This is a genomic window from Streptomyces sp. NK08204 (assembly GCF_020400585.1).
Taxonomy (GTDB): Bacteria; Actinomycetota; Actinomycetes; order Streptomycetales; family Streptomycetaceae; genus Streptomyces.
In genome coordinates, this window is the sequence record NZ_JAINVF010000010.1 from 19341 (window position 1) to 32566 (window position 13226).

11 protein-coding genes are annotated in these 13226 nt (G+C 71.0%); 5 read left to right on the plus strand and 6 right to left on the minus strand.

The features are described 5' to 3' along the window. Positions 1–157 precede the first annotated feature (157 nt). The 4 genes from hemB to K7G59_RS17370 all read left to right on the plus strand — a co-directional run bounded on the left by hemB (position 158) and on the right by K7G59_RS17370 (position 4373). On the plus strand, positions 158–1150 hold the full coding sequence (gene hemB, locus K7G59_RS17355) for a porphobilinogen synthase (protein ID WP_225835170.1): 993 nt from the start codon (positions 158–160) through the stop codon (positions 1148–1150). 128 nt (positions 1151–1278) lie between these two features. Continuing rightward, a complete protein-coding gene (locus tag K7G59_RS17360) occupies positions 1279–2481 on the plus strand; it encodes a PLP-dependent aminotransferase family protein (protein WP_225835172.1) in 1203 nt (400 codons plus the stop codon). A 59-nt stretch (positions 2482–2540) separates the two neighbouring features. Then, positions 2541–3293 carry a DUF3592 domain-containing protein gene (locus tag K7G59_RS17365; RefSeq protein WP_225835174.1) on the plus strand — a complete coding sequence of 251 codons (753 nt, stop codon included), beginning with the start codon at positions 2541–2543 and terminating at the stop codon, positions 3291–3293. Positions 3294–3338: 45 nt separating this feature from the next. Then, a complete protein-coding gene (locus K7G59_RS17370; protein ID WP_225835176.1) occupies positions 3339–4373 on the plus strand; it encodes a YafY family protein in 1035 nt (344 codons plus the stop codon). Here K7G59_RS17370 and K7G59_RS17375 read toward each other — a convergent pair. The 3 genes from K7G59_RS17375 to argS form a co-directional block, all read right to left on the minus strand. After that, complete coding sequence (locus K7G59_RS17375; protein ID WP_225835178.1) at positions 4364–5323, minus strand: SDR family oxidoreductase; 960 nt, start codon at positions 5321–5323, stop codon at positions 4364–4366. The genes K7G59_RS17370 and K7G59_RS17375 overlap by 10 nt on opposite strands. A gap of 16 nt (positions 5324–5339) precedes the next feature. Beyond that, positions 5340–5903, minus strand: coding sequence for a hypothetical protein (locus K7G59_RS17380; RefSeq protein WP_225835180.1), 564 nt, complete (start codon positions 5901–5903; stop codon positions 5340–5342). Between the two features lie 169 nt (positions 5904–6072). Next, positions 6073–7848: an arginine--tRNA ligase gene (argS, locus tag K7G59_RS17385; protein ID WP_225835182.1), complete on the minus strand. Its 1776-nt coding sequence runs from the start codon at positions 7846–7848 to the stop codon at positions 6073–6075. Between the two features lie 128 nt (positions 7849–7976). On the opposite strand from argS, the gene lysS reads away from it, so the two are divergent. Next, a complete protein-coding gene (gene lysS / locus K7G59_RS17390; protein WP_225835183.1) occupies positions 7977–9716 on the plus strand; it encodes a lysine--tRNA ligase in 1740 nt (579 codons plus the stop codon). Positions 9717–9816: 100 nt separating this feature from the next. On the opposite strand, the gene K7G59_RS17395 is transcribed toward lysS, so the two are convergent. The 3 genes from K7G59_RS17395 to K7G59_RS17405 form a co-directional block, all read right to left on the minus strand. Next, entirely contained in the window at positions 9817–11061 is a 1245-nt protein-coding gene (locus tag K7G59_RS17395) for a DUF2637 domain-containing protein (protein WP_225835184.1), read from the minus strand. Positions 11062–11202: 141 nt separating this feature from the next. Continuing rightward, entirely contained in the window at positions 11203–12153 is a 951-nt protein-coding gene (locus K7G59_RS17400; protein ID WP_225835185.1) for a DUF3558 family protein, read from the minus strand. A gap of 111 nt (positions 12154–12264) precedes the next feature. Then, on the minus strand, positions 12265–13128 hold the full coding sequence (locus K7G59_RS17405; RefSeq protein ID WP_225835186.1) for a DUF3558 domain-containing protein: 864 nt from the start codon (positions 13126–13128) through the stop codon (positions 12265–12267). Positions 13129–13226 lie beyond the last annotated feature (98 nt).

Sequence of the window (13226 nt, forward strand, 5' to 3'; positions counted from 1 at the left end):
GGCAGCACCTGCGATCGTTCCCGGCACAGCACCTCCAGCTGCGCCGAACCGGTGGCTGACAGAGCCATCGTGGCCTCCGGCCTCCGCCGGCCTCCGCGGCCGGGGGCCGACGCCCCGTCGGCAAAGGCGCCCCCGGGGCGGGCGTAGCGTAGGGGTCATGACGAAGTACGGATCCTTTCCCGGTGCCCGTCCCCGTCGGCTGCGGACCTCGCCCGTCATGCGGCGGATGGTCGCCGAGACGCGTCTGCATCCCGCCGACTTCATCCTCCCGGCGTTCGTGCGCGAGGGCGTGAGCGAGCCGGTGCCGATCGCCGCCATGCCCGGCGTCGTCCAGCACACGCGCGACAGCCTGAAGAAGGCCGCGCTGGAGGCCGTGGAGGCCGGCGTCTCCGGGATCATGCTGTTCGGCGTGCCGGAGGAGAGCAAGAAGGACGCCCTCGGGACGCCGGGGACCGACCCGGACGGGATCCTCCAGGTCGCCATCCGGGACGTACGGGCCGAGGTCGGCGACGACCTGCTCGTCATGTCGGACCTGTGCCTGGACGAGACCGTCGACCACGGCCACTGCGGCGTGCTCGACGCGCAGGGACGCGTGGACAACGACGCCACCCTGGAGCGGTACGCCGAGATGGCCCAGGTGCAGGCCGACGCAGGCGCGCACGTGGTCGGCCCGAGCGGGATGATGGACGGCCAGATCGGCGTCATCCGTGACGCACTGGACCAGATCGGCCGCGAGGACGTGGCGATCCTCGCCTACACCGCCAAGTACTCCTCCGCCTTCTACGGCCCCTTCCGTGAGGCCGTCGCCTCCTCGCTCCAGGGCGACCGGAAGACCTACCAGCAGGACCCCGCCAACTGGCGCGAGTCCCTGCGGGAGCTGGCCCTGGACCTGGAGGAGGGCGCGGACATGGTGATGGTGAAGCCGGCCGGGCCGTACCTCGACATCCTCGCGCGCGTCGCGGACGCCGTGGACGTGCCGGTCGCCGCGTATCAGATCTCCGGCGAGTACTCGATGATCGAGGCCGCCGCCGAGAAGGGCTGGGTGGACCGGGACCGGGCCATCTTCGAGACCCTGACCGGCATCAAGCGCGCCGGTGCGCGGAACATCCTCACCTACTGGGCCACCGAGGCCGCGCAGAAGCTGCGCTGACGCCCGGCGCCGCGCACGCCGCGCCTTCTTGGTCCGGATCGCGGAATACCGGGTGTAGGCGGCACGTACATCCCTAGGCTGACGGGACGGTGGTACACGCCGCCCCGCAGCCGAAGGAGAGCCGTCCCATGCCCCTGGCCGAGCCCGCACCGACCCGTGCCCCCGTCCCGCCGCTCGCCGCGCGTGCCCGCACGGTGGGCGGTTCGCCGGTACGGGACATCCTCGCGGTCACCGCACGCCCCGAGGTGATCAACTTCGCGGGCGGGCTCCCGGCGCCCGAGCTGTTCGACCGGGACGGCATAGCGGCGGCGTTCCACGACGCCCTGGCCGAAACGCCCAGCCAGGCACTCCAGTACTCCACCACGGAAGGCGAACCGGTCCTCAGAACCACCCTGGCGTCCCGCATCACCGCACAGGGCCTGCCGACGGCCTCCGACGACATCCTCATCACCACGGGCTCCCAGCAGGCCTTGTCCCTCCTGGCCACGGCCCTGCTCGAACCCGGCGACACGGTCCTGGTGGAAAACCCCTGCTACCTGGCGGCACTTCAGGTCTTCGGTCTGGCGGGCGCGCGTGTGGTGGCGGTGCCGGGCGACGAGGACGGGGCCGACCCGCAGGCCCTCGCCGAGCTGGTGCGCCGGGAATCCCCGAAGCTGCTCTACCTCGTCCCCACCTTCCAGAACCCCACCGGCCGCACGATGCCCGCGCAGCGCCGCGAGGCCGTGGCGGCCGTGGCGGCCCGCCACGGTCTGTGGATCATCGAGGACGACCCCTACGGCGAACTCCGCTACGACGGCGAGCGGGTGCCCTGGATCGCCGCACATCCCGGCGCCGAGGACCGGGCCGTCCTTCTCGGCTCCTTCTCCAAGGTGATGGCCCCCGGCCTCCGGCTCGGCTGGCTGCGGGCACCCGCGGAGCTCCGGCGGGCGTGCGCGCTGGTCAAGCAGGCGGCGGACCTGCACACGCCGACACTCAACCAACTGGCGGCAGCACGCTACCTGGACGTCCTCGACACCCACGTGGAGCGGGTGCGCGCGGTCTACGGCGAGCGCCGGGACGCCATGCTCGCGGGACTCCCCGACGCCCTCCCGGAGGGCTCCGTGTGGACCCGTCCCGAGGGCGGCATGTTCCTCTGGGCGCGCCTGCCGGAGCCGTACGACACGACGGCCCTGCTGCCCCAGGTGGTGAAGCAGAACGTGGCCTACGTGCCCGGCGCACCCTTCTACGCCGACGAGCCGGATCCCTCCACCCTCCGGCTCTGTTTCGTCACACAGACCCCCGAGGAGATCGCGGAGGGCCTGCGGAGGCTGGGGAAGGGGCTGGGGCTCTGAGGCCACGGGCGGCGTGTCGGCCCGTGCAACCCTCCGCTCGTCCCGGTGGTCATCTGATCATGTCCCAGATACTCAACGGGCGAGGAGTGTCGGCGAGCTTCGACTCCGACGGCGTCCGCCTCGACCTTCGCCGCCGGCGTGTCGACATACCGCTCGCCGCGGTCCGCGAGGTGCGCACCGCCGAGGACCGCGTCGTCGAGATCGTCCTCACCGACGGCGCCACCCACCGCGTCGAGGGCGGCAACCCGACCGCCACGGCCGCCTTCGTCGCCGCCCTCACCGCCGAACTGCCGCGGCGGCGGGACCCGGCGGGCAGCGCCCTGGTCACCACCACCGAGTACGGCGGGAACGCGGACGCCTGGGCGGCCCTGGCGATGATCGCCGCCCTCCCGCTCGCCTACGTCGGGTACGTCGTGTGGGTCGGCGTCACCCACGGCACGCGGGTCGTCGCGGTGATCGTCGGCACCCTGCCCCTCGTCTTCGGCCTGGGGGTTCTCTTCTTGACCGTCCAGGAGGCCTTCCGCCGGATCGTCCTGGCCCGGCGCGGCATCACCGTCCTCGCCCAGGCGGTCGGCAAGGACGGCAAGAAGAACGTGGTGTACGAGTACGTCGACGCCGAGGGACGCGTGCACAAGTACAGCTGCCGGCGCAAGGCGCAGCGCACGCAGCTCGCCTACGACCCGCACAAGCCCGAGCGGGCCGCCCACGCGATGTGGCCGCCCTTCGCCGTGCTCAAGCTCCTGACCTTCTTCATCGGTTCCTTGTTCTGGCTGTACGTCGGCGGTTATCTGTCCTTCGGGCTGCTGTGGTGACGTGAGGGGGCAACGCCGCGGTGTCGGATCCACGATCCTTGAACCATGCGTGCCGCCCGCCTGATCCGCATGGCGCTACTCGTCCAGTCGAGCCCTGGTCTGACCGCCGCCGCCCTTGCCCGGGAGCTGGACGTCTCCGAGCGCACGGTGATCCGCGATGCCCAGGCTCTGCAGGAGGCGGGCGTTCCCATCCGGTCCGAGCGCGGTCGCGCGGGCGGCTACCACCTGGCGCCGGGCCACCGGACCCGGCTCACCACGCTCCACCCCACCGAGGCGGAGACGCTCTACCTCTCCGGTCTGCCCACGGCCCTGCGCGATCTCGGGCTGTCGGGCGCGGCGGGCACGGCCCGGCTGAAGCTGTCGGCCACTCTGCTCCCGTCGCTGCGTGCGGCGGCCGAGTCGTCGGTGCGCCGCTTCCACCTCGACGCCCCGGCCTGGTTCCGTGAGCCGTCGGCACCGGAGTTGCTGCCGGAGCTGGCCCGCGCCGTGTGGTCCGACCGCGCTGTCGAGCTGGCTTACGCGCGGCCTGGCCGGGACGGTACGGCGCCGCGCAGGGTGACCCGCCTGCTGGAGCCGTACGGGCTCGTCCTCAAAGCGGGGGTGTGGTACGTCGTGGGCCGTGTCCCGGGTGAGCAGCCGGGCCGGGACGGCGCCTGGCGTACCTACCGCGTCGACCGCGTCACGGCGCTGTCCCCCGCTCCCGGCGCCGAGGAACCCTTCGTCCGCGACCCGTCCTTCGACCTGGCCGCGCACTGGCAGGCCCACGCCGCCGGGTTCGCCCGGGCGCTGCTGCGTACGACCGTCACCGTGCGCCTCACGGAGCGAGGTCTGCGGCGCCTGGCCGCCGTGGTGGATCCGGCCGGCGTGGGCGAGGCGCTGGCGTCCGCGACCGCGCCGGACGCCGCCGGGCGCGTCACGCTCGACCTGCCGGCGGAGTCGGATGACGTCGCCTTCGCCCAGCTGACCGGGCTGGGCGCGGACGTGGAGGTGCTGGCCCCGGAGGGCCTGCGCGCTCGCTTCCGCGAGCATGCGCGGGCCCTTGCTGCCCTGTACGGCGCGGAGCCGGAGAATCAGCGGTAGTCGTCGGCCGAGCCGTCCTTCCCGCCGTACCTGACGTCCTCGAAGTACGCCCAGGCGTCCGGCTGACTGCCGTCCACGTCCCGTACGCCGTAGGTCCTGGCGAGCTCCGCGCTGGAGGTGGACTTCCCGTTCCAGCGGGCCGCGCGGTCCGGGTCGGCGGCGAGGGCGGCGACCGCGCGAGCGAGGTAGCGCGGCGACTCGGCGATGGCGAAGTCCGGTTCCTGGGCGATGGCGTCGCGCCAGTTCTCCTCCGTCACACCGAAGTGGGTGAGCATCTGCTCCGAGCGCAGGAAGCCCGGCGTGACGGCGACCGCCGTGCCCCCGTACTCCGCCAGTTCCTCGCCCAGCCCGAAGGCGATCCGGATCGGGGCGTTCTTCGCGAGGTCGTAGTAGAGGTTCTCGCGGTACCGGCGGTTGGAGACCGCCGTGCCGTCGGTGACCTCCACGTGCAGCGGGGCGTCCGAGCGGATCAGGAGCGGGAGGGCGAGTGCCGCGGTGATCACGTGTGAGCGCACCCCCAGCTCCAGGATGCGCAGTCCGTCGGCGAGCGGCGTCTCCCAGCTCTTCTTGCCGAAGACGGAGTCGACGAGCAGGTGCTCGCCGCCCCAGAGGTCGTTGACGAGGATGTCGAGCCGCCCCTGGTCGCGGTCGATCCGCTCGGTGAGGGCGCGTACCTGGTCCTCGTCCAGATGATCGGTGGGGACGGCGATGCCGGTGCCACCGGCCGCCGTGACCAGCTCCGCGGTCTCCTCGATGGTCTCCGTGGTCCGGCCGACCTCGCTGGCGTGCCCGCGGGTGGTGCGGCCGGTGACGTAGACGGTGGCGCCGGCGCGGCCGAGTTCGACGGCGAGAGCACGTCCGGCGCCGCGGGTGGCCCCGGCGACGAGCGCGATCCGGTCGGCGAGGGGGCCTTCCTGGCCGGCGTGCTGGGTGTCGATGTCCTTGTCCATGTCACCACGGTGCACGTCAAAGGTGACAGTTCACGTCACCCTTTTTCTGCGGTGTTCCCGGCTGCCGGCGGTGCCCTATTTGACCGGCCGAGCGCCGGCCGTCGGGCGCGTCACTGGTCTTCCACTGCCCGCGCCGGCTGAACTCCCATGACTGCAGGCTCATGTAGCGGCCCGGGGGTGGCATCTTCCCGTAGAGCACGATCGCGTCCCGCGGATCGAGCCGGTAGGTCGCGCTGTAGCCGCTCCGTGTCCGGCCGAACGCATTCACCGTCGCCGGGTCGACGTACTCGTCCGGCCAGGTCTTCACGACGGGCGACACGTACGGGGCCGCGGGGTTGTTCAGGAGGCAGTTCTTCAGCTTGGGGTAGGTGGCGTCCTTGCAGTCCTGCTCGGTGTACAGGGTCGCGTATCCCGGGTTGACCTGGAATCCGCTCTTCTGCAGGTCGGCGACCAGTCCCGTGGTGATCGGCTCACCGGCCCTGCCGGACCCGGCGCCGGCCTGCTGCTCGCCGCATCCTGCTACGGCGACAAGCAGGACGCACGTCAAAGAACACCGGACCCCCGGCGGGACGTGGCTCATGGTCATCCCTCCTGGTCAACCCTCGGTGGTCCGATCATCACCGCGAGCCGGCAGGCGGGCCACCGCATCGGGCAGCCGGGTGACGGGCCGGGCGCCGGGTGATGCGGTCCGTACGCACGACGGCCCGCCCTCGATGTGAGAGCGGGCCGTCGTGTGAGTGTCTGCGGCGTCAGAGCTTCTCGGGCGTCCTGATGCCCAGCAGGGCCATGCCCCGGTGCAGGGTGCGGGCCGTGACGTCGCACAGGAAGAGGCGGTTCTCCACCTGCTGAGGCGTCTCGGCCTTCAGCACCGGGCACTTGTCGTAGAACGACGTGTACAGCGAGGCCAACTGGTACAGGTACGCGGCGAGCTTGTGCGGGGCGTACTCCGACGCCGCCTCCGCCACCGTCTCCGCGAAGGCGTCGGCGTGCAGACCGAGGGCACGCTCGGCGTCCGTCAGCGCCAGCTCCGGGTGGGCCGCCGGGCGGACCTCGCCCGCCTTGCGGAGGATGGACCGGATACGGGCGTAGGCGTACTGGAGGTACACGCTCGTGTCGCCGTTGAGCGAGACCATCTGGTCCAGGTCGAACTTGTAGTCCCGGTTCGCCGACGTGGACAGGTCCGCGTACTTCACGGCGCCGATGCCCACCTGGGCGCCACGCTCGGCGATCTCCTCCTCGGAGAGGTCCTGGGCCTTCTCGCGGACGACGGCCGACGCGCGGTCGATCGCCTCGTCGAGGAGGTCCACCAGCCGGACCGTCTCGCCCTCACGCGTCTTGAACGGCTTGCCGTCCTTGCCGAGGACCGTGCCGAACGCCAGCTGGACGGCCGTGACGTCGTCGTTCAGCCAGCCGGCCCGCCGCGCGGTCTCGAAGACCATCCGGAAATGCAGGGCCTGACGGGCGTCCACCACGTACAGGAGGGTGTTCGCCTTCAGGTTGAAGACACGGTCACGGATCGCCGAGAGGTCGGTGGCCGCGTAGCCGTAGCCCCCGTCGGACTTCTGGACGATCAGCGGGACCGGGTTGCCGTCCGGGCCCTTGATGTCGTCGAAGAACACGCACAGGGCGCCCTCGGAGCGGACCGCGACACCCGACTCCTCCAGCAGGCGGCACGTCTCGGCCAGCATGTCGTTGTAGCCGGACTCACCGACGATGTCCGGGTCCTGGATGTCCATGTCCAGCTTCTCGAAGACGGAGAAGAAGTAGATCTTCGACTCGTCCACGAACCTCTGCCACATGGCGAGCGTGTGCGGCTCGCCGGCCTGGAGGTCCACCACCCGGCGCCGCGAGCGCGTCTTGAACTCCTCGTCCGCGTCGAACTTCTTCCGCGCGGCCTTGTAGAGGCGGTCGAGGTTCGACATCGCCTCCTGGCCCGAGGCCGCGGTGTCCTCGGTGGACGCCTTGTGGTCCAGCTCGTGCGGGTGCTCGTCCAGGTACTGGATGAGCATGCCGAACTGGGTGCCCCAGTCGCCGATGTGGTGGCGCCGGACCACGTTCTCGCCGGTGAACTCCAGGAGCTGGACCACCGAGTCGCCGATCACGGCGGACCGCAGGTGACCGACGTGCATCTCCTTCGCCACGTTCGGCTGGGCGTAGTCGATCACCGTGGTGCCCGGGTTCGCGGCGGTGGGCACGCCGAGGCGGCCCGTGTCGTCCGCGTACCGCGCGGCCAGGTTCCCGGTGATCGCCCGGTCCGTGACCGTGATGTTGAGGAAGCCGGGGCCGGAGACCTCGACGTCCTGGATCACGTCACCCGACTCGACCCGGGCGACGACCTCGGTCGCCAGCTCCCGCGGGTTGGACTTGGCCTTCTTGGCCAGCGCGAGGATCCCGTTGGCCTGGAAGTCCGCCCGGTCGCTACGTCGCAGCAGCGGGTCGGCGTCGGCGGCCTCCGGCAGGGTGGCCGAGAGGGCGGACGCGAGGCGCTGCTGGACGGAATCGCTGAGGGACGTGACCGAGGCCATAGGAATGGGTGCCGTTCTCCTCGTGGGGATGGATAGTCCCGGCCAGTATCCCACGGTGGGTAAAGCGGTTTTCGCCGTCGCATCGCGGTCTGTGAGAATGGAGTGTCACCCCGTTCAGAAAGAAGGACGTGCCGATCGTGGCTCAGAGCACCGAGACCACCGACTGGGTCTCCCGTTTCGCGGATGAGGTCATCGAGGAGTCGGAGCGCCGGGCCCCGGGCAAACCGGTCGTCGTCGCGTCCGGACTCTCCCCCTCCGGACCGATCCACCTCGGCAACCTCCGCGAGGTCATGACCCCGCACCTCGTCGCCGACGAGATCCGGCGGCGTGGCCGCCAGGTCCGGCACCTGATCTCCTGGGACGACTACGACCGGTACCGCAAGGTGCCGGCGGGCGTCGCAGGCGTCGACGAGTCCTGGGCCGAGCACATCGGCAAGCCGCTGACCTCCGTGCCCGCCCCGAAGGGCTCGGCGTACCCGAACTGGGCCGAGCACTTCAAGGCCGCCATGGTCGAGTCGCTGGCCGAGCTGGGCGTCGAGTTCGACGGGATCAGCCAGACCGAGCAGTACACCTCCGGTGTCTATCGCGAGCAGGTCCTGCACGCGATGAAGCACCGCGGTGACATCGACGCGGTCCTCGCCCAGTACCGGACGAAGCCGAAGCCCGCCAAGAAGCAGCAGAAGCCCGTCGACGAGGCCGAGCTGGAGGCCGAGGAGGGCTCGGGCGCCGCCTCCGAGGACGACGGCAGCTCCGGCGCCGCCGGGTACTTCCCGTACAAGCCGTACTGCGGCACCTGCGAGAAGGACCTGACGACCGTCACCTCCTACGACGACGACACCACCGAGATGGCGTACACCTGCACCTCGTGCGGCTTCTCGGAGACCGTCCGGCTCAGCGAGTTCAACCGCGGCAAGCTGGTCTGGAAGGTCGACTGGCCGATGCGCTGGGCCTACGAGGGCGTCGTCTTCGAGCCGAGCGGCGTCGACCACTCCTCGCCCGGCTCCAGCTTCCAGGTGGGCGGGCAGATCGTCGGCATCTTCGGCGGCAAGCAGCCGATCGGCCCGATGTACGCGTTCGTCGGCATCAGCGGCATGGCGAAGATGTCGTCCTCGCGCGGTGGCGTGCCCACCCCGGCCGACGCGCTGAAGATCATGGAGCCGCAGATCCTGCGCTGGCTCTACGCCCGCCGCAGGCCGAACCAGTCCTTCAAGATCGCCTTCGACCAGGAGATCCAGCGGCTGTACGACGAGTGGGACAAGCTCGCGGGCAAGGTCGCCGACGGGTCCGCCCTGCCGGCGGACGTCGCCGCCTACACGCGCGCCGTCGGCACCGCTGCCGGTGAGCTGCCCAGGACCCGGCGCCCGCTGCCGTACCGCACGCTCGCGTCCGTCGCCGACATCACCGCCGGCCACGAGGACCAGGCCCTGCGGATCCTGAGCGAGCTGGACCCCGAGCAGCCGCTGGCCTCCCTGGATCTGGCCCGCCCCCGGTACGACAAGGCCGAAGCGTGGATCAACACGCACGTCCCCGCCGACCAGCGCACCATCGTGCGCGACGAGCCCGACGCCGAACTGCTGAAGTCCCTCGACGAGGCGTCCCAGCAGTCCGTACGGCTGCTGCTGGACGGGCTTGCCGAGCACTGGTCGCTCGACGGGCTGACCCACCTTGTCTACGGCGTGCCGAAGGTACAGGCCGGGTTCTCGGCCGACGCCACGCCCAAGGAGCTGCCGCCGGAGATCAAGACCGCCCAGCGGTCGTTCTTCGCGCTGCTCTACCACCTGCTGGTCGGCCGTGACACCGGCCCGCGTCTGCCCACGCTGCTGCTGGCGGTCGGGCAGGAACGGGTGCGGCGCCTGCTCGGCGAGTAAGCGACGAGCGCGGCGAGCAAGCCGTGAAGGAAAGGGGCCCTCGTGAGAGGGCCCCTTTTCGATGTGTCCTGACGACTTCGTCGTGGTCCTACGGCGTTCCCTACGCGATGTGGTCCTCTTCGAGTTCCGCGTTGAAGCGGTTCGTGAAGTGGCTGACCATGTGCTTGGCTTCCGTGTCCGGCAGGGCGATGCCGAACTCCGCCTGCACGTTGTCGGCGAACTGGCCGGGCGTGGGGTAGCTGCCGTTGATCGACTGGCGGAAGACCTGGTAGTAGGCCTCCTCGTCCGGCTCGGCCGGCGCGGTGCCGCCGCCTTCGCCCAGCTCCCGGGTGCGGTTGGGGCCGACCGGGATGGGGAAACTGCCGGTCTCCTCCGGGGAGGGCTGCTGGAACTGCTCCGGCGGCTGCTCCTCGTACCACTCCTCGTACTGCTCCTCGGGGACGTACTGGGGCTCGGGGGGCGGTTCGTAGGTGGGGTCGTAGTCGCCGTGGTACTCGATCTGGCGCTGGGCCTGGAACCAGGGGCTCTCTTCGTCGACCGGGGGGTTCTCAGGTCGGCCGGTGTGCCGGGTGTGCTGGCTGGGCAGCTCGGGGCGCGGGCCGCCGGGAGGTGCCGCCTGCTGGGGGACGGGAGCGGAACCGGCGGCACGACCGCCCGCGGCCACGGCAGGTATGAGGGTCGGCTCGATGCCGGCCGCTGCCAGGCCCGCCGGGGCCGTCTCCGCCAGGGGCACGCCGTAGCGGGCCAGGCGCAGCGGCATCAGGGACTCCACCGGGGCCTTGCGGCGCCAGGCCCGGCCGAAGCGGGAACGCAGGCGGGCCTGGTAGACGAGACGTTCCTGCTCCAGCTTGATGACCTGGTCGTAGGAGCGCAGCTCCCACAGCTTCATGCGGCGCCAGAGCAGGAACGTGGGGACCGGCGAGAGCAGCCAGCGGGTGAGGCGGACACCCTCCATGTGCTTGTCGGCCGTGATGTCCGCGATACGGCCGACCGCGTGCCGGGCCGCCTCCACCGAGACGACGAAGAGCACCGGGATCACCGCGTGCATGCCCACGCCCAGCGGGTCCGGCCAGGCGGCGGCTCCGTTGAAGGCGATCGTCGCCGCCGTCAGGAGCCAGGCCGTCTGGCGCAGCAGGGGGAAGGGGATGCGGATCCAGGTCAGCAGCAGGTCCAGGGACAGCAGGACACAGATGCCCGCGTCGATGCCGATCGGGAACACGTACGAGAAGTTCCCGAAGCCCTTCTTGATGGCCAGCTCACGGACGGCCGCGTACGAGCCGGCGAAGCCGATGCCGGCGATGATCAAGGCGCCGGAAACGACCACGCCGATGAGAACGCGGTGCATCCGAGTCAGCTGCGGTGGCGCGGCCACTCGTACTCCCCTCCCCTAGCGTGCTGTTGCGCGCAACAGAGTGGCACATGTGTGCGTCGAACGCGGTACCGGTCCTTCCGGACGCCTTCCGGACGCCCCGTGCCGCAGGTGCGGTCAGCTCTTCTTCGCGGCGGACCTGGACGGCGACACACGGGGGGAGGCGGACCCGGACGGGGACTTCGAGGGGGACTTCGCGGCCGGCCCGGAGGGGGACGCGGAAGACGTGTCCGGCGAACCGGCGCCCGTGGCACGGCCGTTGGCCTTCGACACGGCTGCCACGACCTCCTTGGCGGCCCTCACCGCGGCCTTCGTCAGGTCGTCGGCGTTCGGGGTCTTCTCGCCCGCGAGACCGGCACCGTTGTAGTCGACGGTGATGACGACGTTCTCGGCGCGGGCGACGACCGTCTGCTGCTTGAAGGCGCCTTCCTTCTTCTTCAGGTCGTAGCGCACGACCATCGCCTCGTCACCCGCCCCGGTCATCGGCACCGAACTGCCGTTCTTCGCACCGGTCACCGTCTGGGCGCCCTTGACCTGCTGGGTGTAGTAGGTGTGCGCCTGCGTGTTGCCGGAGCCGCGGTGGGCGTCCGAGTCGAAGCGGAGCAGGGAGACGTTGAGCCAGCGGAACTGCGAGCCCTTGACGCCGTTGTTGTCCAGGCTGCTCCAGGAACAGGAGGAACGGGACGCCGTGTCGTCGCTGGGGCCCTCCTTGCCGGACTTGGTGCCCTTGGGCACCAGCGTGGCCAGGGTCTTGCCCGACAGCACCGAGCAGGGCTCGGGCAGCTTCTGGAACGCCGCGGGCTGCACGGTCGGTGAGGCGCTGGCCGAGGGCTGCTGGGAGGCGCCGGTGCTCGGCGAGGCGCTGTCGCCGGACTTGTCCTTGCCGTCGCCGGAGTCCGAGGAGCAGCCGGCGGCTATCAGCACCACGGGGACTGTTGCCGCGCAGACGAGGGCACGGCGCAGGCGCTTGGCTCGCTGGTCATTCCCCCACTGCCTGAAGGGCGTGGGAGATACCGCCATGGCACGGACGACTCGCTGGGCTGCTTGCTGCATGGTTCCTTCACTCATGACGCCGGGTGTTCGTTCGGGTTCCTGCGGAGCCACCGTACGCGGTGGAAAAGCTGTGCGGTTTCCGTTCACGGGCTGTGCGGCCGGGTGCGGAAGCGACCGCGAGAGGTGTCAGCCGTTGAGCGCGTCGGCCAGCCGGGAGGCCAGATCACGGGCCCTGTCCTGCATTTCCTTGCTGTCCGGGACCGCACCGACGGTCATCGGCTGCTCCTCGTACGCGATGGTGACGATGACGTTGGACGTGCGGAACACCACAGTCACCGTGCGCTGTTCGACCGTCGAACCGGAGTCGCCGAGCTGGTCGTCGAGGTAGGCCTCGTCGCCGAGTCCGGACAGCGCGCGCGGCTGGAGGTCGGCCGGGGCGGCGCCGGAGGACGAATCGCCGTCACTCGCGGAGTTCGTGGGGGTCGACGTCGCGGACGAGGAGGACGCGGAGGACGAAGGGGAGGGAGGAGCGGCGGATGCGGAGGAGTGGTCGGCGGCGGGGCTTGCGGAGGACTCCGTCGCGGGCGCGCCGGCGGCGGGGCCGGGAATGCCGGCCGCCGTCCGCTTGTCCTGGTACAGCTTCTGCGCCTGGTCGTCGTCGCTGACCGTGTTGTCGTACGACACCACGCGCTCGAAGTCGACCGAGAGCCGGTCGGTGGCCTCGCCGGAGTCGTTCTTCCAGCGGCAGCCCACCTTGCGGTCGGTGTCGTAGGTGAGCGCGGCCTCGCCCTGGTAGGCCTTGTCGCGCTGCTCCTGGTCGGCGATCTGCCGGATGCCGGGCAGCAGCGTGTCGAGGGTGTCGTGGCCGACCGCGCCGCACGGCTCGGGGAGGCTGCGGTAGCGGCCGGGCTGGGCCTCGACCGTGGCCGTGCCGACGGCACCCGGATTGGCGTCGTCCGTCGGGCTGTCCCCGGCGGACCCGCTCGTGCAGCCGGCCAGCAACGCCGCGAGGAGGGCGGCGGTGCCGGTTACGTACGCCTTCCGCTGCACGGTCGGGCTCCTCTCGACGCTGTCCAGTGCCCCTGCCGCCGGTTATTCGGTTGCTGCGGCGGGGCGTCCCCTGCAGACAATGTGTATCGCACGCACTG